At 40.6% G+C, this 25,577-nt stretch carries 21 protein-coding genes and 1 riboswitch; of the genes, 6 read left to right on the top strand and 15 right to left on the bottom strand.

Features of this window, described 5'->3' with window-relative positions; all coding sequences use genetic code 11:
* Positions 1-45: 45 nt before the first annotated feature.
* Both BS1321_RS28185 and BS1321_RS16080 read right to left on the bottom strand, forming a co-directional pair.
* Entirely contained in the window at positions 46-2,856 is a 2,811-nt protein-coding gene (locus BS1321_RS28185) for a bifunctional metallophosphatase/5'-nucleotidase (RefSeq protein WP_232522698.1), read from the bottom strand.
* A gap of 488 nt (positions 2,857-3,344) precedes the next feature.
* Positions 3,345-3,899, bottom strand: a complete 555-nt coding sequence (locus BS1321_RS16080) for a helix-turn-helix domain-containing protein (protein WP_063236178.1) — start codon at positions 3,897-3,899, stop codon at positions 3,345-3,347.
* A 103-nt stretch (positions 3,900-4,002) separates the two neighbouring features.
* Here BS1321_RS16080 and BS1321_RS16075 point away from each other — a divergent pair, with 103 nt between their 5' ends.
* Positions 4,003-4,587 carry a LysE family transporter gene (locus tag BS1321_RS16075; RefSeq protein WP_063236187.1) on the top strand — a complete coding sequence of 195 codons (585 nt, stop codon included), beginning with the start codon at positions 4,003-4,005 and terminating at the stop codon, positions 4,585-4,587.
* 345 nt (positions 4,588-4,932) lie between these two features.
* Positions 4,933-5,682, top strand: a complete 750-nt coding sequence (locus BS1321_RS16070; protein WP_063236179.1) for a sulfite exporter TauE/SafE family protein — start codon at positions 4,933-4,935, stop codon at positions 5,680-5,682.
* A 94-nt stretch (positions 5,683-5,776) separates the two neighbouring features.
* On the opposite strand, the gene BS1321_RS16065 is transcribed toward BS1321_RS16070, so the two are convergent.
* Both BS1321_RS16065 and BS1321_RS16060 read right to left on the bottom strand, forming a co-directional pair.
* Positions 5,777-7,381 (bottom strand): ABC transporter permease, encoded by a 1,605-nt coding sequence (locus BS1321_RS16065; protein WP_063236180.1) that lies wholly within the window; start codon positions 7,379-7,381, stop codon positions 5,777-5,779.
* Positions 7,381-8,298 carry an ABC transporter ATP-binding protein gene (locus tag BS1321_RS16060; protein ID WP_063236181.1) on the bottom strand — a complete coding sequence of 306 codons (918 nt, stop codon included), beginning with the start codon at positions 8,296-8,298 and terminating at the stop codon, positions 7,381-7,383. Before BS1321_RS16060 ends, BS1321_RS16065 begins: the two co-directional genes overlap by 1 nt.
* A gap of 154 nt (positions 8,299-8,452) precedes the next feature.
* On the opposite strand from BS1321_RS16060, the gene BS1321_RS16055 reads away from it, so the two are divergent.
* A complete protein-coding gene (locus BS1321_RS16055; protein ID WP_063236182.1) occupies positions 8,453-9,040 on the top strand; it encodes a TetR/AcrR family transcriptional regulator in 588 nt (195 codons plus the stop codon).
* 147 nt (positions 9,041-9,187) lie between these two features.
* Here the strand turns inward: BS1321_RS16055 and BS1321_RS16050 are convergent, their stop codons facing one another.
* From BS1321_RS16050 to BS1321_RS16020, 7 genes are all read right to left on the bottom strand, one after another.
* A complete protein-coding gene (locus BS1321_RS16050) occupies positions 9,188-9,973 on the bottom strand; it encodes a PhzF family phenazine biosynthesis protein (RefSeq protein ID WP_174524202.1) in 786 nt (261 codons plus the stop codon).
* 360 nt (positions 9,974-10,333) lie between these two features.
* A complete protein-coding gene (locus BS1321_RS16045; protein ID WP_063236188.1) occupies positions 10,334-11,746 on the bottom strand; it encodes a glycoside hydrolase family 18 protein in 1,413 nt (470 codons plus the stop codon).
* A gap of 606 nt (positions 11,747-12,352) precedes the next feature.
* On the bottom strand, positions 12,353-13,051 hold the full coding sequence (locus BS1321_RS16040) for a GntR family transcriptional regulator (protein WP_063236184.1): 699 nt from the start codon (positions 13,049-13,051) through the stop codon (positions 12,353-12,355).
* A 747-nt stretch (positions 13,052-13,798) separates the two neighbouring features.
* Complete coding sequence (locus tag BS1321_RS16035) at positions 13,799-15,265, bottom strand: aminoacyl-histidine dipeptidase (protein ID WP_063236321.1); 1,467 nt, start codon at positions 15,263-15,265, stop codon at positions 13,799-13,801.
* A 40-nt stretch (positions 15,266-15,305) separates the two neighbouring features.
* A complete protein-coding gene (locus BS1321_RS16030; protein ID WP_063236322.1) occupies positions 15,306-15,914 on the bottom strand; it encodes a VanZ family protein in 609 nt (202 codons plus the stop codon).
* A gap of 243 nt (positions 15,915-16,157) precedes the next feature.
* Complete coding sequence (locus BS1321_RS16025) at positions 16,158-17,174, bottom strand: ABC transporter permease (RefSeq protein WP_063236323.1); 1,017 nt, start codon at positions 17,172-17,174, stop codon at positions 16,158-16,160.
* Positions 17,171-17,896, bottom strand: a complete 726-nt coding sequence (locus BS1321_RS16020; protein ID WP_063236324.1) for an ABC transporter ATP-binding protein — start codon at positions 17,894-17,896, stop codon at positions 17,171-17,173. Before BS1321_RS16020 ends, BS1321_RS16025 begins: the two co-directional genes overlap by 4 nt.
* A gap of 118 nt (positions 17,897-18,014) precedes the next feature.
* Here BS1321_RS16020 and BS1321_RS16015 point away from each other — a divergent pair, with 118 nt between their 5' ends.
* Entirely contained in the window at positions 18,015-18,614 is a 600-nt protein-coding gene (locus BS1321_RS16015; RefSeq protein ID WP_063236325.1) for a TetR/AcrR family transcriptional regulator, read from the top strand.
* 45 nt (positions 18,615-18,659) lie between these two features.
* Here the strand turns inward: BS1321_RS16015 and BS1321_RS16010 are convergent, their stop codons facing one another.
* Both BS1321_RS16010 and BS1321_RS16005 read right to left on the bottom strand, forming a co-directional pair.
* Positions 18,660-19,919, bottom strand: coding sequence for an MFS transporter (locus tag BS1321_RS16010; RefSeq protein ID WP_063236326.1), 1,260 nt, complete (start codon positions 19,917-19,919; stop codon positions 18,660-18,662).
* Positions 19,920-20,280: 361 nt separating this feature from the next.
* A complete protein-coding gene (locus BS1321_RS16005) occupies positions 20,281-20,472 on the bottom strand; it encodes a hypothetical protein (RefSeq protein WP_063236327.1) in 192 nt (63 codons plus the stop codon).
* Positions 20,473-20,804: 332 nt separating this feature from the next.
* Positions 20,805-20,947: riboswitch (cyclic di-AMP (ydaO/yuaA leader) on the top strand.
* A 169-nt stretch (positions 20,948-21,116) separates the two neighbouring features.
* Here BS1321_RS16005 and BS1321_RS16000 point away from each other — a divergent pair.
* A complete protein-coding gene (locus BS1321_RS16000) occupies positions 21,117-22,442 on the top strand; it encodes a TrkH family potassium uptake protein (RefSeq protein ID WP_063236328.1) in 1,326 nt (441 codons plus the stop codon).
* 22 nt (positions 22,443-22,464) lie between these two features.
* Positions 22,465-23,121 carry a potassium channel family protein gene (locus BS1321_RS15995; protein WP_063236329.1) on the top strand — a complete coding sequence of 219 codons (657 nt, stop codon included), beginning with the start codon at positions 22,465-22,467 and terminating at the stop codon, positions 23,119-23,121.
* Between the two features lie 143 nt (positions 23,122-23,264).
* Here the strand turns inward: BS1321_RS15995 and BS1321_RS15990 are convergent, their stop codons facing one another.
* Positions 23,265-24,098, bottom strand: coding sequence for an STAS domain-containing protein (locus tag BS1321_RS15990; protein WP_063236330.1), 834 nt, complete (start codon positions 24,096-24,098; stop codon positions 23,265-23,267).
* A gap of 427 nt (positions 24,099-24,525) precedes the next feature.
* Positions 24,526-25,230 (bottom strand): class I SAM-dependent methyltransferase, encoded by a 705-nt coding sequence (locus tag BS1321_RS15985; protein ID WP_063236331.1) that lies wholly within the window; start codon positions 25,228-25,230, stop codon positions 24,526-24,528.
* Positions 25,231-25,577 lie beyond the last annotated feature (347 nt).

The raw sequence follows: 25,577 nt of genomic DNA, 5'->3' as shown, positions 1-25,577 counted from the left end.
CCCTCCAACTTTTTTTCGTAGGCCCAGGAATCATTTGAATACCGCTTAAAGAATGGTTTCGCCATTCACCGTGACACCGCTCATGCTCACGGTCTTACCGTTAAGTCCCGATAAATCCAAATTACCCTCGACTGTAACCTGTGAAAAAGTAAAGTTATCCGGAGGAGTTCCCGTTAATGTAAGATTCCCTTTAACCACTGCATTTTCTAATGAAGCAATATCCGTGATGTCCACAACTACATTACCTTCATGTGTTTTTGGGGCATCAGCCGTTCCGCCAAAGTCCTTAGCCAATACCACAGTCGGGTCTGTATTGCTTCCGGCAACATCCTTGATGCGTCCTTCGATGCTTGGATTGACAGTTTTCAGCTCGCTTACATAATCCCGTAAATTCTCCCAATCAGCGAGTCCGATATCGGTCACTCTTCCTTCTTCATAAGCCTTCTTGAAAACGGTGAAACCATCTCCGCCCTTGGCTGTAAAAGCATTGGTCGCCACGACATATTCCTTCGTTGCATCCAATTCGGAATATGTTCCATCTTGTCCCAGGACTTCAACCTTTGTGACACGATTGCCTGCTTCCTTCGAACTGTCGTAGCTGAATTTCATTCCGGAAACATGCAGGAAGCCGCCATTTTCCTTAGGAGCGAGGCTTACACTATGCTCTAATGCTTCATTGATTTCTGCACCTGTAAGCTTCATCGTCGCTAACGTATTCCCAAACGGTAAAACGGTTAGGATTTCCCCTAAAGTGATCTCACCTTGATCGATGCCAGCGCGGATGCCCCCGCCATTTTGGAAAGCTATGACTGCATCCTTATTGAATTCTTTCGCTTTACTAAGCATTCCATCCGTAATTAAATTACCCAGTTCCGTTTCATTTTTACGAACACTCGGCTTCGTTGCATCTCCTGCATCACGCGGTGTTTCCAAGGCTTTCACAGCAGATGCACCAGTCTGCGTATCCTTCAGCTCCTTAATCTTAGAGGAGTATGTTTCGAGCACTTTTGCCGCTTCAGCATCATCCTGTTTTTCAGAAAGCTTAATCAGCTGACCGGCTTGTCCGACAATCTTGCCTTCCTTATCGAAGTTCACATCGATCGTTCCTAAATAGTCGCTATATTGATACCCTTGAACGATGACAGTCGGCTCTTTCGTTTTCCCTTTATCATCTTTGTCAACAACAACGGGGGCGTCTAACTGCGTATGGCTATGTCCGCCCACAATCACGTCGATGCCCTTGACCTTGGCAGCTAATGTTAAATCATTGTCATAAGCTGCATTGTCATCATAACCAATATGGGATACGGCAACTATCTTATTGACACCCATGCCTTTGAACGCCTTGACCGCTTTTTCGGCTTCTTCAAGATAGTTTTCAAATTCTATACTTCCTGGACTTGAAATGTCTTTCGTCTCTTCAGTTGTAAGCCCGAAGAACCCTACCTTTTGGCCATCCACTTGTTTTACGATTCCATTGTATATCTTCCCTTGCTCTGGCTTACTTGAAATCAAATCCGAGAATAGTCCCTTGAACTTATCATCTTTGGAGAAGTCCACATTCGAACTGACAAATGGGAACTGTGCCCCTTTAATGAAGTCAGCCAAAGCTTGATGCCCTTCGGCGCTTGATCCCAAATCAAACTCATGATTCCCGAATGTCATGACGTCATATTTCATTAAATTCATGAAGCGAAGATCAGCCTGCCCTTTGAATTCATTAAAATAGAGAGTTCCCGAGAATACATCACCAGCATCAACCAAAAGTGCTTGCGGCTTACTCTTACGCACTTCCTTAACAGCCGTCACCCTTTTGGCCACATTATCCAAGTGGGCATGCGTGTCATTCGTATGCATCAAGGAAAGCGTGATCGCCTTCGCTGGATTTTTCAAGGCTTCTTCAGCGGCAGCGACTTTCTTATCCGCCAATGCTATTTTCGCTAGGAATTCCTTTCGGTCCGACTCCTTGATTCCATTTAAATTAATGGCTGCTTTCGCCTTTTTAGCCGCGTTTATCTGTTCTTTCGTTTTAAGTTCCCCATTGGCAAGAGCTACATAGGCATTGACCCGTTTTGCCACTTCTTTTTTCTTTTCTGCATATACTGCTTCATCATACTTACCTTTCACTTCTTTAACATAGGCGTGTATGGCTTTTCCGAGCTTGGATGTTTTGCTGACCTTTTTCAACTGCGAAGAAACGGTTTGCATCCGCTTGTCCGCGGTCTTTAAATCACCCTTCTTCACCCAGTAAGCAGCTTTTTCATAGTAGTACGGAACTTTCAGGTCACCGCTCAAAGCTGTTTTGGTCGATTTAGTGAATTTATCGTATAAGAGCTTTTCGATTTTCGCACCGTAAACAGTATCTTTAATATCTTTATCTGTCTTTTTCACGGCTTTATCCAGTGCCTCGTATTGATTCCTGATATCAATTGATTTCTTGGCAAGTATTGAATTCGTAAGGGAGCTAATCGATTTGCCATGTGCAGCTTTTGCTTTCTCAGCCGCTTTATACCCTTTTACATAACCTTCTGAACGAGTGATGTACTTATCATAAGCTTCGATTTCTTTGTATTTGGCATCTTTTTCTTTTTTGCTTAACATTGATTTTTTAATGGTAGAGTTGATGTCTTTTTTTGCTTGTTTTGCAGACTTGATTTGTTTTTCAACAGTGGACACTGAAGCGAGTTTAGAAGTGTAGAAATAGGTGTCGAATGGTTTTTTGATGGCGGCCTTGGCCGTTTTGATCTTACTATTAAGGCTAGTGGCAGCATCCGAAGGTGCCGGTGCTACTGCTACGATCGCTGTCGCAGCCATTATGGTAGCTGATGCAATTTTTACGATTTTCTTTTTCCCCATTATAGTAATCCCCCCATAAGTTCTATACTGGCATAACATTCTGCTAACTTATCCATAGAATTGACACGCTTTTCCAAAAATTCAATTCCGACAAATTTACTTACCCATACACAAATCCACCCTACTTTTTTCCTCTAAAGATCCGTGTATCTCCTATATTACAACAAAATAATCCAATTTTAAAACATATTTACAATACAACATGGAATATTAACAGAATATTATCATTATAATCACCCCAAAATACCTAGTAACAGATTGATGATATATCAATAAAATAATTTAATGGTTAAATAGTATCGGTTTTCCTTGAAATCACCCTTAGTCTTTATACCTAATTTATCGAAAACAAAAAAAGAGAGAGATTTAAATCTCTCCCACTCTTTATTGATTCAACATAAACTTCCAATATATTTACTTTTAATAATTCCAACACCAATATTTTTGCAAAGATATATAACAAGCAGAAACAGCATTACTCCCTTTTTTTAAGTTGGATAATATAGGATCATGCTTAATCGAGTTAATGTTTCCCCTGAATTATGGTAGGCATGCGGTCTGTCAGCCTTGAATCTGATAGAATCCCCATTCCTTACTGTATATTCTTCGTTATTTACACGTACAGTCACTTCCCCTTCAAAAACAGTTATGTACTCTTCAGTTCCTTCTCTATGCGAATCGGAACTTAGGAATCCACCTTTTTCTATCTCGACTGAATATACTTCAAAGCGCTTCTCATCTTCAAAGGGAAAGTGGGGATAAACTCGATATTTGCCGTTATCCTCAGATAATGATTGAATTTCACTTTTTAAAACAATTTTTGTATCTGGCTGCGGACTATTTATCAGTGAAGAAAATGAAATCTTTAATCCATTGGCTATTTTCCAAATGGTTGTAATCGTCGGGCTCGATCCTCCCCTTTCGATTTGTCCGATCATCGTTTTGCTTACTCCGGTTAATTCAGCAACCTTTTCAAGACTTAATTTCTTACTTTCCCTGATGGCTTTTAAATTGTTAGCAATAATAAAATTTATTTCTTCCATAAAAATACTCCTTATTTACAATATAACGTCGGCATTGTACAATAAAAAGGAAGTCGTTATAATGTCACTTTTGGTCATTATAGCATACAAAGGGGAGTCAACCATGCCTTTACTATCTTTTTTGCTATTTGTTTTTGTTACAAGTTTCACTCCAGGACCAAATAACATCATGGCCATGTTATTTGCGAACAAGTACGGGTTAAAAAGGACGATTAAATTTTGTTTCGGGGTAGGTGCCGGTTTTTTTGTAATAATGTTATTGTGTAGTTATTTTAATGTTTTGCTTGAAAATTTCATACCAAAGATTGAATTTATCATGACTATCCTAGGTGCAATTTATATGCTGTATCTGGCCATAAAAATCATTTCCAGTTCAAATAAAGATAAGGACGATAATGATCACAAGAACAACAGCTTTATAGCGGGCATGCTTTTACAATTCATAAATCCAAAAGGCATCTTATATGGCATCACTGCAATATCGACCTTCATACTACCTTATCACTCTTCAAATTTCAGCTTACTATTCTTTTCATTATTTCTAGCTTTTGTTGGTTTTATGAGTACGTTCTGTTGGAGTATGTTCGGTTCGGTTTTTCAAACTTTTTTATCAAAGTATCGAAGTCAGTTTAATGTAATTATGGCTTTGTTATTAGTGTATAGCGCGTTTTCGATTCTTGTACACTAAAAGGGTAAAGGGTGCGAACCTTCATTAAGAAGGATTGCCCCATGCCTCACCCTCCCCTGCATTAAATGGTTAATTTCCCTTCCCCCCATTTATCTTTAAGATAAATGAAGATTTTCCAACACACTCTTCCTAAGAAATAGGGCGCCACTATATCCCCCTCATTCCAGTTTACTATACAACGAATTTAAACCCGTGTACCTCTCTATTAAACAACATGACAAACACGTTAAAGAGGGTAAAACAGACCTTAAATAACCCGTTATAAATCAGGTTTCCATCAAACTAAAAGTGTTTTGATATGGTATAATTATAGAAGGGTAATTTCTTGCTTCAGGAGGTGAAATAATGACGCTCAGCAGTATCATATTGGTGGTGGCGGCAGTCTTTATCGGCGCCTTGATGCGGACGATGTTCGGGTTCGGTGAAGCGATTGTCAGCATGCCTCTGCTTGCCTTACTTCACATTCCACTTAATACTTCAGTTTCCCTGATTGGATTGGCAGGTCTTACCGTTGCTTCATTAACCGTCGTTAGTGGATGGCAGCATATCGAACGCTCGGTATTAATCAGACTGGCGCTTGCAACGGTCATCGGAATACCAGCCGGCCTCGCTTTGCTTCATTACGCACCTTCTATGATCATTACTTCTGCACTCGGTGTTTTTTTGATTGCATATGGAGGATATTCTCTTCTTAAGCAAAAACTTTTTCACGCTGTGGATAAACCGTTATTTAACTCGAAGGGCTGGGTATGGCCGTTCGGTTTTGCGTGGGGAGTCCTTGGCAGCGCCTATAACTTTAACGGAGTGCCGGTCGTCGTCTATGGAACTTTACGAAGATGGAACCCAGATCGATTCCGCGGAACATTGCAAGCCCATTTTCTTATATCCGGAATCCTGGTCGTGACGGGTCATGCGCTAGGCGGACTATGGACTGCCGATTCACTTATTCTTTACGCTTATTCCATTCCAGCTATATTACTTGCGACAGGTCTCGGAATCTTCATGAATAAGCGAATTCCTGCGAAGAAATTCGAAAGCTATTTATTCTTTATCATCATTGCGCTAGGTGTACTATTATTATTTCCTCATGACTGATAACCAATAAAAGCCTGATTTCTCATCGAAAACAAAGAAATCAGGCTTTAGTCTGAAGACAATTTGCAGGAATAATAGAATCATAGTTGATTCGTCAACCTCGGATATCCCGTTTGTTATATCCGATAAAGCCAACAGCCAGAAAACCTATAGCTATGATTGTAAGTATGGATACTTTCATGAAGTCCATATCTTCAACAGGAAGTTTCGGAATATGGCCAAATGGTGTTAGTTTTCCCATCCATTCCGGAAATTGAAGCATTCCTCCTAAATAAACGACTAAGATTGAGTATGTCAAGTAAAGCCAAGTCAAGCCAGAGAATTTTGGTGCAAAGCCAATAAACAGCACTGCGATACCAATCATGATCCACATCGCAGGTAGGTAGACCATTGCTGCACTATATAAAGTGCCGAAAGCAATCCCTTCATCCATTACTGAATTCCCGACTGCCCAAAGGCCCACGGCAGCAAGCGTAATCATGAGAAAACCGCCAATCACGGAGATGATAAAGTAGCTCCCCATAAGCCTTGTACGGGATACAGCACGACTAAGTAAATGTTCAGTATGGTTCTTTTTCTCTTCCCCTTTAAGCTTTAACATCGCCATTAAAGGCGGAATGGTGCATACCATGGAGATGACTGACATCAACATTGTCAAGAATTGTTCTGTCAGAGAATAGCCTTCAACTGGCGTCAATAGTTCAGCCATCATTTCATTTTTTGCAAAAAAGGATTCTAAATCACCTAAAACGGAACCGTAAGATGCTCCTAAAATGAACATCCCGGCTGCCCACGCAATTAATCCTGTACGCTGAAGCCTTAGCGCGAGACCAAGCGGACTTTTCAAAAAGGATGACGCATATTTTCTGCCAGGCTTAGACGGTATGAATCCAGCTTCCAAATCACGGATGGCATTCAAATATAGAGAAAGTCCAAACAAAATCATTGCCGCACCGATCGTAAGGATGATTGGCCACCAATAATTATTCACATATACTTCTGAACCTAAAACCCAACCCAATGGTGAAAACCAGGAAAGTGTTTCATTGCTAACATCCCCAATCGCCCGAATAAGATAGGAGAGAAGCAAAACAGTGATGGAGTAACCAATCGTACCTCGCGCACTCTCTGTAAGCTGGGCAAATAATGCCGTTATCGCCGAGAAGAAAATACCGGTTGCCCCTAAAGCAGCTCCATACATAAGGGAACCTTCCAAATCCATGCTTTCAATTCCCAGAGCATACAATCCGAAACCCGTTATTATCGCGATCAATGCATTCGTTCCAAACGATACGGAAATGGTTGCATATAAATTAGCTAACCGGCCAGCCGGCAAAGAACGGATCATTTCGATACGGCCGTCCTCTTCATCTGCGCGTGTATGGCGCGTAACAAGTAAAATGCTCATTATCCCCACGGCCATAGCGGTTAAAAGTAACATTTGATGCGCCATCATCGCTCCGTTTGTATAGTCATCCAGGCCGTAACCTTTCCCCACCATCGCTGTCATTGCAGGGTTCCTCATCGTTTCAGCAATAGTTTGCCTTTCTAGCCCAGTCGGGTACAGATCGGTGAATGCCATTGCAACCATAAATGAAAGGACCGATAGGGAAATTATCCAAACAGGGATCCGAATCCGATCTTGCCGTACGATGAATCGGGAGAGTCTTCCTGTATTATGATAGGACCGGTTTGCCATTATAACGCACCTCCCGCCCCAGAATCAGAAGTCTTCCTTTCGCCTTCATAATGGCTCATGAATAAATCTTCCAATGTAGGCGGCGCGCTTTCCAATTTCACAATTCCAAATTGGCTTATATACTTCATTACATTATCCAATTCATCTGTATCCACTTGGAATGAAAGTGCTTCATCTTTCTTCACGATATCCCGAACCCCGTTTACATTCCCTAAAGCAGGAATAGGTTGCTTCGTTTCGACAAGCAAGCTTGTTCTCGTTAAATGACGTAACTCATCCAATGTTCCCGTTTCAATTATTTGCCCTTGCCGAATGATGCCCACTTTATCGCATAACCTTTCCACTTCAGAAAGAATGTGACTGGAAAGCAAGATGCTTTTTCCTTCATTTTTCGCATCCATCACACATTCCTGGAACACTCTTTCCATCAATGGATCTAGACCTGATGTTGGTTCATCCAATATATAAAGGTCGGCATCAGATGAGAAAGCAGCAATCAAAGCAACCTTTTGCCGGTTCCCTTTTGAATATGTTCCACATTTCTTGGAAGGATCCAAATCGAATTTTTTTATTAGTTCTTCGCGTCTGCTTTTATTGTTCGCCCCGCGTAATTCAACAAACAGATCAATAACTTCCCCGCCTGTTAAGTTGGGCCATAGGTTCACATCTCCTGGAACATACGCGATTCGCTTGTGAATTTCAACCGCATCTTTCCATGCATCCTTGCCGAAAATCTTTGCTTCCCCATCCGTCGCTTTTAAAATCCCGAGCAGCACACGGATCGTTGTTGATTTTCCAGCACCATTAGGACCGATGAATCCAAACACCTCACCTTTATTCACTTCAATGTTCACACCATTTAAAGCGGTAAACTTTCCAAACTTTTTCGTTAAATCAGTTGTTTTCAATACTGACATTCCTCATCCACCTCTTCCTCTGAAAAGAAATTATGAAATATTTTAATCAATTTAGTACATAATATATAAAATAAGAATTCCTGACAATAGTTTATGAACTTATTTTATTGTTCTATTACATATTTTTAATTAAACTAAGGTTGAGGTGAAATAAATGGACGGATTTCAACGCCGCAGGGAACAAAAAAAATTGAATATACTGGAGGCTGCCTTAGGTTTATTCATGGAGTATGGTGTACAAAAGATTTCTATAGGAGAAATAGCCAAAAAAGCAAATGTATCTCAAGTAACGATATATAATTACTTCGAAAGTAAACATAATTTAATTCATGAGGTTTTTATTTATTATACAGATAAGGCAATGGATGAATTTGAACAAATACTTACCAGCAACATTGCTTTCCCTGAAAAAATAAAGCAAATTATGTTCACGAAGAATGAAACAGCGAAACAAATTCATGAAGATTTTTATCAATATTTAATGAGGGAATATACTTCCGGGCTCAATTATATGGAAAAAATATATACAGAAAAGGCCCTGCCACGCTTTATTGATCTTTTTAACGAGGGGAAGGAACAAGGATATGTTGATCCAAACTTATCTAATGAAGCGATTTTATTTTTTATAAAAGCGATGAATGAATATATCCAACGGGAAGAGGTTTATCAACAAATCCTACCTTTGACTGAAGATATTATGAAGATCTTGTTTTATGGGATCGTTGGAAAAGAAGAGAAATGAATTAAAAAAAACGGTGTGAATCGATATCTCCAATTCACACCGTAACAATCTTATTTAAGAATTTCCTGCCCTCTTTAAGTCAATGTTAATAATTTGGCTGAAGTGTAATTATATTTCTCGATTGATAAATCAAAAACGGCTCCCGTATTATATGGTTAAGTTCCCTTCGAATATTGTCACGGCATGGCCAGAAAGTTTAACTGTGTCTTCCGTTACTTCAACCTTCAATAGTCCTCCTCTTTCCGATGCCTGATAGGCTATGGTGATACTTTTGTCCAGCTTGCTTTTCCAATAGGGTCCGAGACAACAATGGGCCGAGCCCGTTACATAATCTTCGTCAAGGCCTTGGGCAGGGGAAAAGAAACGGGAAACGAAATCATATTCACCGCTATCCGATAGACTCGTTACAATGACGCCCCGAATCGGCATTCGGGCAATGGAATCGAAATCCGGCTTTAAATTCCTTACGATTTCTTCTGATTGAACTTCGACTAGATAATCCCATTTGTTTTGTCCAACATACGCAGGCACAACACCTAAAGCTTTTATCAGTAATTCAGGGGCAGCGGTCTCCTGTTCGATTAATGACGGAAATTCCAACTGAACCATTCCATCAACGAATTTTGCAGTGAGAAGCCCGCTTTTCGTCTGATAGGCAATTGGTTTATCCCTTGGCACGTATCCTTTACCCCACAAAAAGAAAGAGCTTGCCAGCGTCCCATGTCCACAAATCGGGATTTCAACGGAAGGTGTGAACCAACGCAGCTGCCATTCGCCTTTATGAAGGTGAATAAACGCAGTAACAGGCATATTAATCTCTTTAGCTATTCGCTTCATCCACTCGCTATCACTTTCCCCGGTAAGAAGGCAGACAGCCGCAGGATTTCCTTTAAAAGGTTGATCTGTAAACGTATTAATGATGGTTAATTCCAAAAAAATGCCTCCTTAAATGGGATTGTCCGTAATACATTTCCACAATGAAGAACACATTTCCTTTATGGTAATTACCCATACCTGTTTTTAAGGAGTTCTCTTTATCTCATAAAATGAAAAAGACCACCATATAGCGGTCTTTTCAAATTCTATATTTTTCAGTTTCAATATGGCGTCCTCGATTAAGCCCCTTTATGGACTCGGATTCCAAACGATTGTTAACGTTGTTATAAAAATCCGGTAATTCTTGTAGTGCATTTCGAAACCTAAAGGGTTTTCACTAAAATAGACAGCTTTATAAAAAAAGCTGCCCATCACTATATTAATTATGTGTGATCCACGTTGCTGTAAAAAAACACCCTACAGTTTCCGTACAATAAATGTATCCCCAAGCAGTTCCCAATTCTGGGGAAAAGGATAACCAAGTACCCAATAACTGAGACCCCTTGACCTGTAAACCTTCACCAGGTCGAATTTAGCTTTAGCACTGCGTGCATCCTCAAACCAAACTTCATGTGTGCGCCCCTGATTATCTTTGTACCTATAATAAGGTGATTGAGCTGTCTCGTCATATTTTATTTCTGCATTATATTGGACGGCGCGTCTGATGGCTTCCTGCATGTCGAAAGTCTCTGCTTCCTGCCCCTCTTCATGAGGAACAAGCCAGTCCCGTGCATAAATTTGAAATCCTATGAAGATTTTATTTGTTGGTATAGCCGTTACGGCATAGTCAAGGACACGCTTTATTTCATTAACGGGAGAGATTGCCTGCGGCGGCCCCTTTCGGTAACCCCATTCATATGTCATCAGCACTACGAAGTCGAGCAGCCGTCCATGAACTGGATAATCATGTGCCTCAACTAATGCTCCCTTTTGATTGGCGCTAGTTTTTGGGGCAAGGGAGGATGACACAAAGTAGCCCTCAGGATGCAATCGATCCACCGCTCTTTGGAGAAAGCGATTATAGAAATCACGGTCCTCTGGTGCTACACTTTCAAAATCGATATTCAATCCACGGTACCCTTTATTTTTCATCGTATTTATGACGTTGGTTAATAATTTTTCCACTAAACTTAAATCGGAAAGTATCGTATGTGCAAGCTGAGTTCCCGCTTCCGTGGCGGAAAAATTCGTTATGCACATCATGGGTATGACGCCAGTTGACTGTGCCGCCCGTATCGTCGGGGTGTCATCTATGACTTCTAAGCTGCCATCTTTCCTCATTCTATAACCAAATGGACTTACGTAGGTCAAATCGTAGGCTACTTCACGTACCTGCTCCGCACCTACTTGCCCGTAAACATTTGTAAAACCATTTACATCAATGATGGGTTTCGGTTTCTGGGGAATCCTTATTATCCGACCGATATAAATATTGGAAGGATCTGTAATCCGGTTCGTCTGCATAATGGCTTGAACTGTCGTTCCATAACGTCTTGCTATATCATAAAGGGTATCTCGTTCCCTTACGGTATGATAAATGACCGGAATGGTTAGCCTCTGCCCTGGATAGATAGTAGAAGGATTTGTGATGCGATTCGATTGCATAATTTCCTGTACCGTAGTTCCAAACTGATTTGCGATTTTATCTAGAGTATCCCCTTGCTGAACCCTGTACTGAAGATAAGGTTCAGGAATCAAAAGTGCTAGGCCAATCACTAGCTTATCTGGATTTTCAAGGCCATTGATCCGAACAATTCGGTTGGTGCTGACACCATATTGCTGGGAAATTCCCCACAAAGAATCCCCCCTATTCACCACATGGATTTTCACATGCACTGCCCCACTTTCCTTCAAAATATTCCATTCATTTTATTCCCTAGATAGGCCTAATATGTTTTATTGAGTTCAACATTCCAGAATCCTTAGTTTTTTCGCTCTTATTATTTATAATTTTTGTTCCCCATTGTGAGCCCGGATTCTTTATCTAAGAAAAACAAGGGAGTGATTTCAGTAGAGGAAAAGAGTTAAACAAATCCCCCAAAGACAGGGACATTGCCAAAACCGTACCTATAACGGTGACCGTGTAGAAGCTGGATCCATATCTATCAGTACGACAAAGAGATGCTACATGCGAAGCTGGTGGTCATTGCTGGGGAAATTGCAGAGGTAGGCGCAGCAAACTATGCGAAATACCAGGGAGCAACCTCAAATTTTATCTTCCTGACTTTCATGCTTAATTTATTTTGGAATCTTCTTAGACCTATTGCAAAAACGCGAAGCATTTTGAGCTCCCCTATTTCCACAGCTGAAAATCATTATAGAACGAGAAATTAAAAAAAGAGCGATTGCTAACTAAAAGCAGCCGCTCTTTGTATATTATTTATACTTGTTTCAGTTATCTTAAAATCCAGTCATCTAAAGAATTCCCTGCCCTTTTTAAGTCAATGTTAACAGTTTGGCAGAAGTGTAATTATACTTCTCAATTGAAAAATCAAAAACGGCTCCCGCTTTTAAAAAGACTGTACTTTCAACGATTAAAGTCGGATCACCTGGCTGCAAGTCCAAAAGCTTGGCATCATTGTCATTTAGTTTTTCACACGAAATGATTTTATCTGCAAAACCAATATTCAACTTCAAATCCTCGACTATATATTCATAAATGGAACCATTTGCGATTTCTTTATTTATGATGGGGATGATGTCTTTATTGAAAAAGGACTCTTCTATTACAATGGGTTCACCATTTAAGTATCTAACCCGTTTGAGGTTATAGATTTTGGTTTTTATATCGCATTTCATTTGTTTGGCCAACTTTTCATCAGCTTCTATTAATTCTAATTTCAACACTTTACTTTTCATTTCATCATTTGGAAACACTTTGGTTAAGCCAGTCATATCCCTCATCGAAATGCAGCCTGGTCTGGAAAATTCCCTAAGGAATATGCCGCTTCCTTGAACTTGATAGATATAACCCTGCTCAACCAATATGTTGATTGCTTTTCTAATGGTATTCCTGCTGACATCGAACTTCTTCATCAACTCTTCTTCAGTAGGTAACTTAGTATTTAATGTATATTTTCCATCTAATATTTCTTTCTCCATTTGTTCTACGACCATTCTATACTTTACACCCATATTTCCCTATACCTTCCTCTATACATAATGATTTCGAACAATAATTTAGACTAAATGATAGGTTTTCTTTACAATAGTTTATTTTATAACGATTGTAAAGAAACCTCAGTTTCTTTCAGACTGCAGTCAAATTCGATGAAAAGCGAGTTTGACTGCAGTTTTTTATTTAACGTTCCAGTTGATTTTCAGGTATCCGCTCCCTTTCCGCCGCCTGTCTGCCAAGCCTCATCAAAGCAAGCGCCTGTGGGGTCTTGGCTAACCAGTTATTCGGCAGGAGTGTCGCAAATTTCTTCGATCCAATAAGGATTACAGGAAAAAAACTTAAAGGATAAACTAATCTTAAACATAATTCGGGATGAGACCAGCCTACAGTTTTTTCAAGAAAACATTCCAGCTGATTTCAGAAATCCGCTCCCTTTCCGCCGACTGTCTGCCAAGCCTCCTCGGCGCAAGCGCCTGTGGGGTCTCGGCTAGCCAGTAATTCGGCAGGAGTGTCGCAAATTTCTTATATCCAATAATATTTACAGTAAAAAAACTTAAGGATAATTAGTCTTAAAATCATGGGCGGGGATGAGACTGTTCCAAACCCCTTTTGCCTACAAAAAAAGTGTTCTATCTAAATTTTTAAACGAAGGTGATTGGAGCGGGTGTTCGAGACTCCTAAAAAAGAGACATCCTATCGTTGAACGAGAGGATGTCTCAAAATCTATTTAATTATCATTTTACTTTCCCCAAACATGCAGTTGTTTAAAGATCCTTCATCCGCTTTAATGTGTAAACAAAATATTCCCAGTTGTTTATGGTCGAAGGGATGCTTAAGTGTTCTTCAGGTGTATGTACGGAAAACATATCCGGTCCGATTGAAACAGTATCCAACCCTGGTATCTTATCTATGAATACCCCACACTCGATCCCTGCATGCACAGCGATGATTTCAATATCCACTTGATATTTTTCTTTGTATGTCTCTTCAAATAATTTCTTGAGTTTCGAATCAGGATTATAGGGCCATTCCGGATAATCCGCGTCAACCAATAGTTCGCATCCAAGCATGTCGGCAATCGCCTTTGCTTGCTTGACCATGTTATATTTGATGCTTTTGACCGAACTCCTGATTTCACTTTCGAATATCATTTCCGTTTCATTTGTTGTAACGACCCCTAGATTCGTCGAACTTTCCACTAACCCTTCTATTCCCATGCTCATTCCTAGAACGCCATGCGGGATTACCAGTAAGGAGGAAGTGGCTTTAGTCACCGTATCTTTGGAAAAAACGTTTGAAGAAATCGTTTCGATCTTTTCAAACCTAATCGATACCTCAGGGTCGGAAGATTGCAGTTCATTTTTAAAAGTATCCTCCCATTGCTGGAGTCTCTCCTTTATCTTCTGAACATCTTCTGCATGAATCAGTACTGTCGCCTCTGCTTCACGAGGAATCGCATTCCCTTTCAGGCCTCCGTTCATTTGCTGAATGAAGCAAGGGAAGTCAGTCGTTAATTCATGTAATACTCTGCCCAAAAGTTTATTGGAGTTCCCTCTTTCCTTATGGATGGACATACCGGAGTGTCCGCCCTTCAACCCTTTAATCCTGATGTTATAAGATGCAGCATCAACAATAGAAGCCGATTCCCTTCCGATTGGCAGGATCTGCCGCACGCGTATCCCTCCTGCTGAGCTGACCAGCAACTTTCCATCTTCCTCCGAATCGATGTTAATCAGCATTTTCCCCTTAAAGTGAGCCGGATCCACAGCAAGTGCACCGTTCATCGTCGTTTCTTCTTCAGTCGTTATGACGATTTCAAGAGAAGGATGCGGAATATCATTTGCATCCAATAATGCCAAAGCATAAGCAACAGCAATTCCATTATCCGCCCCCAATGTTGTATCCGTTGCATACAACATGTCTCCCACAATCCTTAATTGAAGCGGATCTTTCTCAAAATCATGAAGCGTTCCCTTGTTCTTTTCGCAAACCATATCCATATGCCCCTGGATAATGACTGTAGGTGCACTCTCATATCCAATTGTGGCAGGCTTTTTGATAATCACATTCAGCGCCTCATCCTGGGTCACCTCCAGGCTCCTATCCTTAGCGAAGCGAACCAGATAGTCACTGATCGCTTTTTCATTAGCCGATCCTCTCGGGATTTGGGAAATCGCTGCAAAATAATGAAACACCGGATGGCTCGATAATTCTTCTAACGTGTTATACATGGGAAATACACCCTTTCATTTAACATATTTGTACTGCCTCTCATCCCTTTACTTTTCCAGAACGGAACACTACGACTTTCTTGAACAAAGGATACAGAATGTACCCTAGGTAAACACCCATCATATTCAGGATCAGGTCATCGACATCCAAACTTCCGCGCCGAAAAACAAACTGACAGATTTCGATGCCCGAAATCGAAAATAATGGATATAGAAATTTCCTTTTAGCGGAGGGCTCTTTCCCTTCCCTGGACAACAAATACAGACCGAATGGAATGAACAGCCCCACATTGGCTCTAAGGTTATAAAATGATACAAGCCCGTTCATATCGTTAGATAAATATGAAAGAATCGTAGAAAAAGGAATCAAATTATACGAATATACCTGCCCTTCTGGACGAAAGAACAGCAAAACCAATAATGATAAACTGTAGCCAAACAATACTGCCTGCCATAAAAGGCGCGGAATTCTGACCGTTTCACCTCGAAAATAAAGAACCGCAAACGAAAAGAAAAGAAGTATACAAAACCAGACAACCATGATCACCAAAGGATTCAAATATAATAGAAGCTGAAGAAAAAAAGGCAAACCGCACAAAAACAATGTTTGCGACAGCAAAAGGGAAAGCATGACCGATCTTAGAGACATATAACTCCCCCCTACTATATCTTTCCAAATGATTGCATATCCTTATATCCTAGGACAACTTTAACAGCCCGTCAACAAACTGCATTAACCTGTCATTAGAAAACCGGCAAGGAGAAGCTTTTTCGAATAAATCAACCGATGGGAAGGATAATTCGACCATCAACTAAAATCTCATCTTTTTCCAGCGAAACAAAAAAGCCGGTTCCTCACTTTCCAGGAATCCTGCTTTTTTTGTTTAATGATTTATAGTGCACGGTATTTTTTTAAACTAATAATATTGATGGTGATAAAAACGACGGCAAAGGCCAGGAGAATGAGTAGATCTAGTAATACCTCATTGAATGTGAAACCTTTGTACATAATGCCGTTCATGGCATCCGACGCGTAATAGAGAGGCATGACCTTGCCGATTTTTTGCAGCCAGTCTGACATGCCATCTAATGGGAAAATTCCTGTAAAGAAGACTTGCGGCACGATGACCAGCGGAATGAATTGTACCATTTGGAATTCAGATGTCGCAAAACTCGATAGTAATGTACCAAGCGATAATGCAACGAGCGCGACCAGTATATTCGTCAGTAAAACGAGCCAAATGGAGCCAACAAGGACGATATCCAGTACATTGACAGCATATAGTACGACAATTATGGTTTGAACGAGAGCAAATAAGCCATATCCAATCACATAGCCCGCTACGATTTCGTATCTTTTAATCGGGGTGGCAAGCAGCCGTTCCAACGTACCACTTGTACGCTCTTTCAAAAGCGCAATCCCCGCTATTAAAAATACAAAGAAGAAAACGAAAAAGCTGACGAGCATCGGACTGAAAGTATCAAAACCCTTTGTGTTGGCATCTCCGTAAACATATTGCTCCTCAATTGAAGGAGTGTTTTTTTCATTCCCTTGCAAGCCATGCATCATTTGCATTTGAACGGCCTTTGCACGGGTTGGTTCGTCGTTCAATAGTGTCAGTTTTATTTTGCCATTTTCAACCTGCAGCCAGCCATCCGTATCATTTTCAATCATTTTTTTCTGTGAAAATTCCTCAGCGGCCGTTACTTGAAAATCCGCTTGTTTCAATGCTTTAACGATAGCTTCATTACTGCCTGTAACAACGATTTTCAAATCACTTGCTTCTGTATCGAAAATAAAATACATGAGCGTTAAAATGAGCAATGGAGCTAGGAAAAATAAAGCGAGCGTCCTTCGATCCCGGCGCATCTGCCGTGTAATTCGAGTAACAAGAGAGGCAATTCTCATTTTAGGCCGCCTCCAATCCTTAAAAAAACATCATCTAGCGTTTCCACGGCAAATTGAGTTTTTAAAGCTTCCGGAGTTCCTGCCGCGATGATTTCTCCTTCACGCATCATCGCCAGTTTATCGCATCGTTCCGCTTCATCCATCACATGCGTCGTGATGATGATCGTCTTATGATCTTCATTTCTTAAACGCTCAAGTTCCTGCCAAATCGATTGTTTCAGCAAAGGGTCTATCCCTACTGTCGGTTCATCCAAAATGAGAATCTCCGGATTTTGGATGAGTGCAACCGCCAGTGACAGACGGCGTTTCATTCCCCCGGAATAATGCGCAACCCGAACATTCAAATCATTCGTCAGCTGTACGATTTCAGCTGCATATTGAATGCGTTCCCTTCGTTCCTTTTTCGAAAAACGGTATAGCTTCGCAAAAAATTCGAGGTTTTCAGCTCCCGTCAGTTCTGTATATAAAGCATCGGACTGTGCCATATAGCCGACATCCATTAACAGTGCTACATTTGGCACTTCATGATCCAGAACCGTTACTTTACCCGCATCGGGCTTAATCAATCCGACAATCATTTTAATCAAGGTCGTCTTTCCGCATCCGGATGGACCTAACAAGCCAAAAATTCCGTTTTTTTCAATATTCAGGCTCAATGGCTGAATGACCTTCTTCTGATGAAAACCCTTAGCAATTCCTTCAATGGAAATCGCATTTTTCATTGTACACACATCCTCCCTCTTTAATTAACACGGTGTTGAGTGTATCATCATTCTAAGGTAGCATTCGGTCTAATACAATCAACACATTTCGAAAAATGTTTAGTGAAGGAGACATTCCATGGCATCAATTCATGAGGATATGGTACAAAAGACTAAAATGCAGATACAACATCATTTTATTGCACTCGTTGAAGCAGAGGGTTTCTCATATGTATCAGTGAAGAAAATTGCAGAGCACGCCAACATTAATCGGGGCACATTCTATTTACATTACGCAGATAAATATGAATTGATGGATCACATACAGCAGGAATTGTTAAATGAACTTCAAACTCGCATTACTGCCATTTTGCCGAAAGAGGCTTTTTTGGCTCTTCATCAACAACAACTATACCCGCCCTTCGTAGCGATTTTTCAATTCATCAGTGAACATGCTCACGAATTAAGGGCCATTCTTGGTGATCAGGGCGATCCTTCTTTTGCCAAAAAAATAAAGCGCGTATTCGGTGAAGTACTGTTGGAGCGTTTGATCAGCCTGCATCCAGCAGCTAAAAATGAAGCGTTCCGCATGTATATGCACGCCTTCCTGACATCGGCGATTTTAGGGGTGATACAGGAGTGGCTGGAGAATTGTGAAGAGCAAACGGCGGAAGAAATGGCGAAAATCCATTTTCAAATCTTGAACTTCATCAGCCAATTGCGCACTTTCATTCAATGAACGATTCATTAAAGGCATGTTCCATCAACATGCCTTTAAATCGGATTACATCTTTTCCCCCGCTTTCACCTCTACATTACCAACGGAATAATACCTGCTCTTCGAGGCCTTCATACTAAGCATCGACAATATAATTGATAAAGCGAGCATGATCAGGGAACCTGAAATCACCACGAACCGAATCGAAATGAAATGAGCTGAAACACCAACAATTGCGGTTGTACAGATAATCAATAAAGCTTCTAATAAGCCAAAAATACTTCCGACCCTGCCCATGATTTCCACTGGAATATTATTTTGATAAAAGGTTTGAAAGCCTGTGTTGGCAAAAGCCAGTGAAAAGGCAATGATGAAGAATCCGATGGCGGCCAGCGAAAAGGAATTCGAAAAAGCATAGATCATATAACCTATCGAGACAAATAAAGATCCAAGACCAATCAGGTACGAAATTTGCACTTTACTGATGAATACAGCATTGACTATGGCGCCCGCAATGATGCCTGCCCCGGCAATGCTTACAAGGAATCCGTAATCGCTGTCTGACAAAAAGAGTACGGCCTTGGCAAACGCGGCTTCTTGGGAATCAATGGCCGTTTCCATCACCACCATGCAGCTGAATAGGAAATAAATGAGCATGATATAGGAAGATTTCCGGCTGAAGTCCAGGACGATGCTCCAATCCTTTTTCATGATGGTCCAAGACAGGTAATGACTGGATTGTTCAAGGGAATGATCCTTTTCAAGATTAGGCATGAATAGAGTGATGATACCGGATAATAATAAGGCAGCCGCGTTAATATAAATCGCTAAAACGGGTGTACCGATTAAGAAAAGGATACCCGCTAGCGCTGGTCCAATCAAAAAAGCTCCAGAATCCATTAAGCTTCGTAATGAGTTAAATCGTTTCCTCTGTTCAACGGGTATCAATTTTGTAATATACGACCTTGATGTTGTTACGAACATGGCCCCTGCCATATTGATCACGAAGACAAGGGAATAGATGATCCAAATAGAAGAAGTCAATGGCAGCAAGGCTATGAATACCATTCGAAATAGGTCAAGTGCCACCATTAGATTCCGCTTATTTATCCGGTCAATCACGCTGCCTGCCCACACATTCGTAAATATGGCAGCCATCGGTTTAACGATATAAAGTCCAGCTAACGCCAAGGCTGAATCAGTCATATCCAGAACGATTAAATTAAGTGCAATGAAATAAACCCAAGAACCGAAGTTGGAGATACCAATCCCGCACAATAGAATGGAAGGATATTTCCAGGATACTAATGTATTTCGTAATGTCATCGCTTCTCCTCCTTTGACCGTAAAGAATAAAAAAAACGTCCCAAAGAAATGCGTCTCGGGACGAGATCAATTTGCGGTGCCACCCCTGCGTGTCACCATACATCCCCTTCCTATACTCTGCTGCTTTCGGGGCTCTTTTGGAAAGTGGTCATTTCATTTACTTTTCTCCTATTTACGTCCACATTAACTATTGCTAAATTTTAACATCAATGGATTACTATTGTAAACAACACAAAAAAACTCATTCAAAATAAATGAGTTTCAAAGCAAAACAAGATATGGATTTTTCGCTCAGCGTTCCTGGATAGAACACAGGGATTACATAATTGAATACCGCTAGTGAATGTTGGATTCAGTTAATTTACCTTAGGGAAAACAATTTTAAAAACGGATTCTTTTTCTTATCCGTTATCCTTAATTCATTCATGATGATTTGATCCTCATGATCGGCTATCCATTTCCTTAGTGCATCTTTATCCTGGCATTGTGTTAAATATGTCTGGCCACCCTTGCCTGTAGCATTAATAACATATCTATTGAACGTCTTCTCCATAATTGCCCGCCTTTTTAATAAAATGTATTGAATTTTTAAATACGAATGCAATGCTTTTTTTCTTTATAATTCACAAAAGAAACATAATTTATATATTAGAAATTTTGATTGGCAATGACATGTTCTGCTTAAAAGTATTGAATAAAGTACATCGATGCTGGTTATCATAATCGGATTAATCGAACCTATCATAATGTGCTAACTAATATTTGTCAATACGTTTTTAAAATGTAAATAAAACGTAAATTTTCAGTCTTGTTAAAGAAATATTTATTTACCAATTAGGGGTTTACAACTGCTAAATGATGGGAGTAGAATACGTTTATCAATTTAATGCATTTCGGCCTAAACTCAAAGGAATTGAGTACGGAGGACCCAATCATTTGGGGTTAATTCTGCCTTGCAGAAGGGATGAGATCAGCTCTTTCGCCATCCTACCCGTCAGCTAACTTCGTCGGCTAAAGCGAAGGAGGTCATAAGACCGCCTATTTCGGGAGCTTTTTTGCACGCTTTTTGTGGCAAAATAGCTGCTCGATGTTTTCGCAGGTCTTTTTATTATGCCTTAAAAAGATTCGGAAGATTGATGATTAAAATATCATACAGTTTTACACAATATTTTTATGGGTAGGGATGATCATTTGAGAATGACAAAATTGGATCCGCCAAAAATACTTGTACTCGGCTTTGCCATCTTGATACTTATTGGGGCCTATTTATTGACCCTGCCGATTTCCACAGAAAATGGAAATGGCCTTTCTTTTCTGGATGCTTTATTCACCTCGACTTCCGCTACATGTGTAACAGGACTGGTCGTAGTCGATACGGGAACGACCTTCACCACTTTTGGGGAGTTGGTCATCTTAACACTGATTCAGGTAGGCGGCTTAGGTTTCATGACATTTGCGACGTTTTTCTTTTTATTATTAGGCAAAAAGATTTCTTTAAAAGGCAGATTAGTTCTGCAGGAGTCCTTAAATAATCTATCCATGGCGGGTGTAGTCAAATTAGTCAAGCGGCTTTTAATTTTCACGGCGATCATTGAAGGCTTGGGTGCCCTTATCTTATCGATTCGCTTTTCTTTTGACATGCCAATCGGCAAGGCAGTCTATTACGGGTTTTTTCATTCCATATCGAATTTCAATAATGCCGGCTTTGATTTAATGGGGGAATTCAGGAGTTTGACCCCTTATGTATCGGATCCATTCGTAACACTTACCATCGCCTTCCTCATCACGTTTGGCGGGATAGGTTTTATCGTGATGAATGAACTATACGAATATCGGAATACCCATCGTTTATCCGTACATACGAAGATAGTTCTGACGACTAGCTTGACCCTCACGATTGCCGGTACAATTTTAATCTTTTTATTCGAGTTCAGCAATGCCAAGACATTGCAGCCTTTATCTTTCATGGGTAAAATGCTGTCATCTCTATTTCAATCGGTTTCACCACGGACGGCAGGCTCCAATACGCTGAATATCCCTGATTTAACTCAGCCTACATTACTGCTCATCATTTTCTTGATGTTCGTTGGGGCTTCACCCGGATCGACTGGCGGCGGGATTAAAACAACTACATTGGCAACGCTTGTTGGAACGGTTTGGTCTCAGATTAAAGGAAAGGGTGATGTGGTATTATTCCGTCACCGCATTGTGAGTGAAACGATCTTTAAAGCATTATCCGTTACATTCATTGGCGTATTCATGGTTTCAATCATCTCCATTCTGCTGGCCATCACTGAAAGCGGAACTGACTTCTTGATGATTTTATTCGAAGCCACTTCAGCATTTGCCACCGTGGGACTTTCAATGGGTTTGACCCCAGAATTATCACCTGTTGGCCGGATGCTCATCATTTTCACGATGTTTGCAGGCCGTGTGGGTCCATTGACTTTGGCCTTTGCTATCACTATGAGGCGCAAACCAGATTCGTTCCGCCGGCCAAAAGGGAAAATCATGATTGGTTAATCATAAATGAGGAGTGTAAAAGATGGGAAAACGACAATATGCCGTGATCGGTTTAGGCAGATTCGGAACCAGTGTGGCCCATAGATTATATACGGCCGGCCAAGAGGTATTGGGTATTGATGTCAACGAGGAAAGAGTCGAGAATTCGGAACTGAGCGTTACCCATGCGGTCATGGCGGATACGACTGAAGAAGAGACATTGAAAGCAATCGGAATCCGTAATTTCGATTGTGTCATCGTAGCCATCGGAAATGACATGCAATCGAGCATTTTAACTACCTTGCTTTTAAAAGAGCTTGGGGTCGAAAAGGTCATTGCCAAAGCACTCAATAAAAATCACGGTCAGGTGCTCACTAAAATCGGTGCCGACTGGGTCATCTATCCTGAGAGGGATATGGGGGAACGGGTCGCGAATCAGCTCCTTTCCCCTAACATGCTGAACTATATAGAGCTCTCTAAAGAATATAATATCGAGGAAATCATCCTCCCCATGAGCATGAAGGGAAAAAGCCTCAGAGAGCTAGATTTGCGTGCAAAATATAATATCAGCGTCATTGCCATCGTGAGTAATGGAGAAATTATCATAGCACCCTCACCAGATCAGGATATCCATGAAAAAGATTTGCTTTTAGTGGTTGGCAACAAAGAAGATCTAGCCATCTTTGCCAATATTGAATAATCCAGCAGGTTCCGGCTCTTGCTTTATGGAGCCCGGTACCCATTTTGAATGCAGCATCACTTATACATGCGAGAAGACCGCCATATGGCGGTCTTCTCGATGAAATTTATAACGAGCATCCCCATGCCCTGGATATGTATGTATTATTTTATCGTACTGATCGCTTGGGCAAGAGTGGACTTTATCGTCACTTTATCAAAAGGCAGGTGAAGCTTAACGGCAGTCATCGCTATTTCCGGACGAAGTCCTGAAAGGGTTGTTTGGATTCCGATCAAATGTAAGGATTCAATCAATTGTGACAGCTTGTGGGCGGCTGCACTATCTATTGCATGAACGCCCGATAGATCAATGAAAAGCCTGGTGACATTTTTTTCAGCGCACTTTTGTAATGTGTTTTCAAGCAAGGACATGCCCCTCGTCGTGTCAATATCGCCTATCAGGGGAAGCAACGCCATGTTATCTTTAAGGGAAATGATGGGCGTGCTCAATTCATCGATCGTTGCTTGTTGGGCTTTCATGATTTTATTGGCATATCTATGATTCGCTTCCGTAAACCTCTCCATCACTTCACTGAACACCTTCACAACTATCCGGTACCAGGAATTTATTTCTTCCTGGGTATATTGATCTCCATGCAACCCTACAAATCGGTCAATATAATCCAGGTATTGCTCTTGCGTTCGAAAAAACTCCCTCAATATAAAATAGATGGGTGTTTTTAAATGCTGCTCATCCTGACCGATATCTTCAATCCACTCACCAAGCTGCTTAAAGAATTCCCTTTCCTCTGTATCAAAGACCTGAAAGAAACGTAAATGGAATTCATTATTTTGTTGTTTAAGTTTTTTGATCACTTTGGGATCAGGTGAGCTATAAACCCCCGCCTTATCGTTTTTATTCAATGTTGCGTACCAATCCTCAGTCAATTGTCCTGCCACACCCAATAAAAAGGAATATAGTTCTTTATTTCTGTGCATAAGTTTCTCCACCTATTTTTTTTATAAAATAGCATTCCAATTGGTCTCAGCAATCAATAAATCCAATGCAGCTAAATACTGAAATCAGCATTGTCAGGTATTGAAAGTTAAAGTTTTTTATCAACTAAGGAAAAGCATCGAAGATAACCTCTTCAATACATGAAATGTCATGACCTGATGCCCAATTGCCCCTCTTTTCATATACCTTCCCAGCTTTTTTTTGAAACCATACAACCACTGTTTTTTCAAAAAAAGATTGAGAACCTTCATCTATTATTCTGGAAAATCCACGTTCACCCAAACCACATTTTATTTTTTAGTTTACCATTTTTATATTTTGTTAACAAATCCCCCCCTTTTCTTTATAAAAAAAAGGACCTGATCCCAGATCCTCCGTTTAAAACTCATTTCGCCTATCTTATGAGAATCAATTTTTCATAAATAAAGCCGTCCATAAACCTTGCACCCCAAAGGTTTCATCCGTTTGTTCCATTTCCCTCATTTTACGTATTTCCACCACTTCAAATTCCTTGAAGATCATTCTGAGTTTTTCTTCAGTAAAACCTAATCCGCCTTTGAGGCTTCTTTGCCTATATACCTCCCAATCAGAAATGTCAGCACCACCCAATATGCCGCCTTCGACAAAACAAGTAATCGCATACAGCCCCTTAGGCCTTAACGCCTTTTTCACCATCTCCAAATAATTGATCCTACGATGAGGAGCAATATGGTGAAAACAACCTGAATCATACACGAAGTCATATTGCCCTTCCTCAATATCCAAATCAAATATATTGCTTTGAATGAAGTTCACGTGCACATTTTTATCTGCCACTCGTTCTTTTCCCCATTCAAGGGCTTCCTTCGAAAGATCCACCGCATCAATGGAACAGCCCTTTTGAGCGAGATAAATGGCATTTCTTCCAGGTCCGCACCCAAGCTCAAGAACCTTTCCTGGCACAATTAACCCACTATCAAAATATGCAACCAAATTCTCATCAGGGAAATTTTCGAAAAAGGGAACCCCTTTTTCACGGTCTTCATAAAAACCATTCCAGAATCCAGTCGGCTCTCGCAATAGCGAGTCCAGCATATTCAATAGATCTTCATAGGTTGTAATCGTCTCCGACAAAACCATCACCTCTTCCCATTGTATCCCACTTGTTAATTATACTGATTTCGGCTAATGCCTATGTAACAGCTGCATCAAAAATGCGTTACGTATGACGTTCTGACACTATTGGACCTTGTTGTTTATATACTGGTCATTGGAATTTAAAGGTATCAAAGATGTCTTCAAACTATCTTCTGATGGTATGATCCATTCTTACTTAATAACCCGATGAGCAGCTCAATATCCACGTTAGGGAAGACATGGGTTTTATATATGCATGTCAAACATGACATGCTCTTTACAGCGGATCAGGCTTAACAGCCCCCCCCATTAGTCAGCGTAGAAAAAGAGGAGACAGGTTCGCT

Source organism: Peribacillus simplex NBRC 15720 = DSM 1321, from assembly GCF_002243645.1.
Classification (GTDB): domain Bacteria; phylum Bacillota; class Bacilli; order Bacillales; family DSM-1321; genus Peribacillus; species Peribacillus simplex.
Note: the sequence above shows the minus strand (reverse complement) of the source record. Positions and strands in the feature narration are given on the sequence as shown.

Bases quoted from the DNA above. Each gene is read 5' to 3' on its own strand.
- BS1321_RS16035 (WP_063236321.1), bottom strand. From the start codon at position 15,265: ATGTATAACACGTTAGAAGAATTATCGAGCCATCCGGTGTTTCATTAT.
- BS1321_RS16065 (WP_063236180.1), bottom strand. From the start codon at position 7,381: ATGGCAAACCGGTCCTATCATAATACAGGAAGACTCTCCCGATTCATC.
- BS1321_RS16020 (WP_063236324.1), bottom strand. From the start codon at position 17,896: ATGAAAAATGCGATTTCCATTGAAGGAATTGCTAAGGGTTTTCATCAG.
- BS1321_RS16075 (WP_063236187.1), top strand. From the start codon at position 4,003: ATGCCTTTACTATCTTTTTTGCTATTTGTTTTTGTTACAAGTTTCACT.
- BS1321_RS16060 (WP_063236181.1), bottom strand. From the start codon at position 8,298: ATGTCAGTATTGAAAACAACTGATTTAACGAAAAAGTTTGGAAAGTTT.
- BS1321_RS16030 (WP_063236322.1), bottom strand. From the start codon at position 15,914: ATGTCTCTAAGATCGGTCATGCTTTCCCTTTTGCTGTCGCAAACATTG.
- BS1321_RS28185 (WP_232522698.1), bottom strand. From the start codon at position 2,856: ATGGGGAAAAAGAAAATCGTAAAAATTGCATCAGCTACCATAATGGCT.
- BS1321_RS16010 (WP_063236326.1), bottom strand. From the start codon at position 19,919: ATGACATTACGAAATACATTAGTATCCTGGAAATATCCTTCCATTCTA.
- BS1321_RS16025 (WP_063236323.1), bottom strand. From the start codon at position 17,174: ATGAGAATTGCCTCTCTTGTTACTCGAATTACACGGCAGATGCGCCGG.
- BS1321_RS16005 (WP_063236327.1), bottom strand. From the start codon at position 20,472: ATGGAGAAGACGTTCAATAGATATGTTATTAATGCTACAGGCAAGGGT.
- BS1321_RS16015 (WP_063236325.1), top strand. From the start codon at position 18,015: ATGGCATCAATTCATGAGGATATGGTACAAAAGACTAAAATGCAGATA.
- BS1321_RS15995 (WP_063236329.1), top strand. From the start codon at position 22,465: ATGGGAAAACGACAATATGCCGTGATCGGTTTAGGCAGATTCGGAACC.
- BS1321_RS16070 (WP_063236179.1), top strand. From the start codon at position 4,933: ATGACGCTCAGCAGTATCATATTGGTGGTGGCGGCAGTCTTTATCGGC.
- BS1321_RS16055 (WP_063236182.1), top strand. From the start codon at position 8,453: ATGGACGGATTTCAACGCCGCAGGGAACAAAAAAAATTGAATATACTG.
- BS1321_RS16000 (WP_063236328.1), top strand. From the start codon at position 21,117: ATGACAAAATTGGATCCGCCAAAAATACTTGTACTCGGCTTTGCCATC.
- BS1321_RS16040 (WP_063236184.1), bottom strand. From the start codon at position 13,051: ATGGGTGTAAAGTATAGAATGGTCGTAGAACAAATGGAGAAAGAAATA.
- BS1321_RS15990 (WP_063236330.1), bottom strand. From the start codon at position 24,098: ATGCACAGAAATAAAGAACTATATTCCTTTTTATTGGGTGTGGCAGGA.
- BS1321_RS16080 (WP_063236178.1), bottom strand. From the start codon at position 3,899: ATGGAAGAAATAAATTTTATTATTGCTAACAATTTAAAAGCCATCAGG.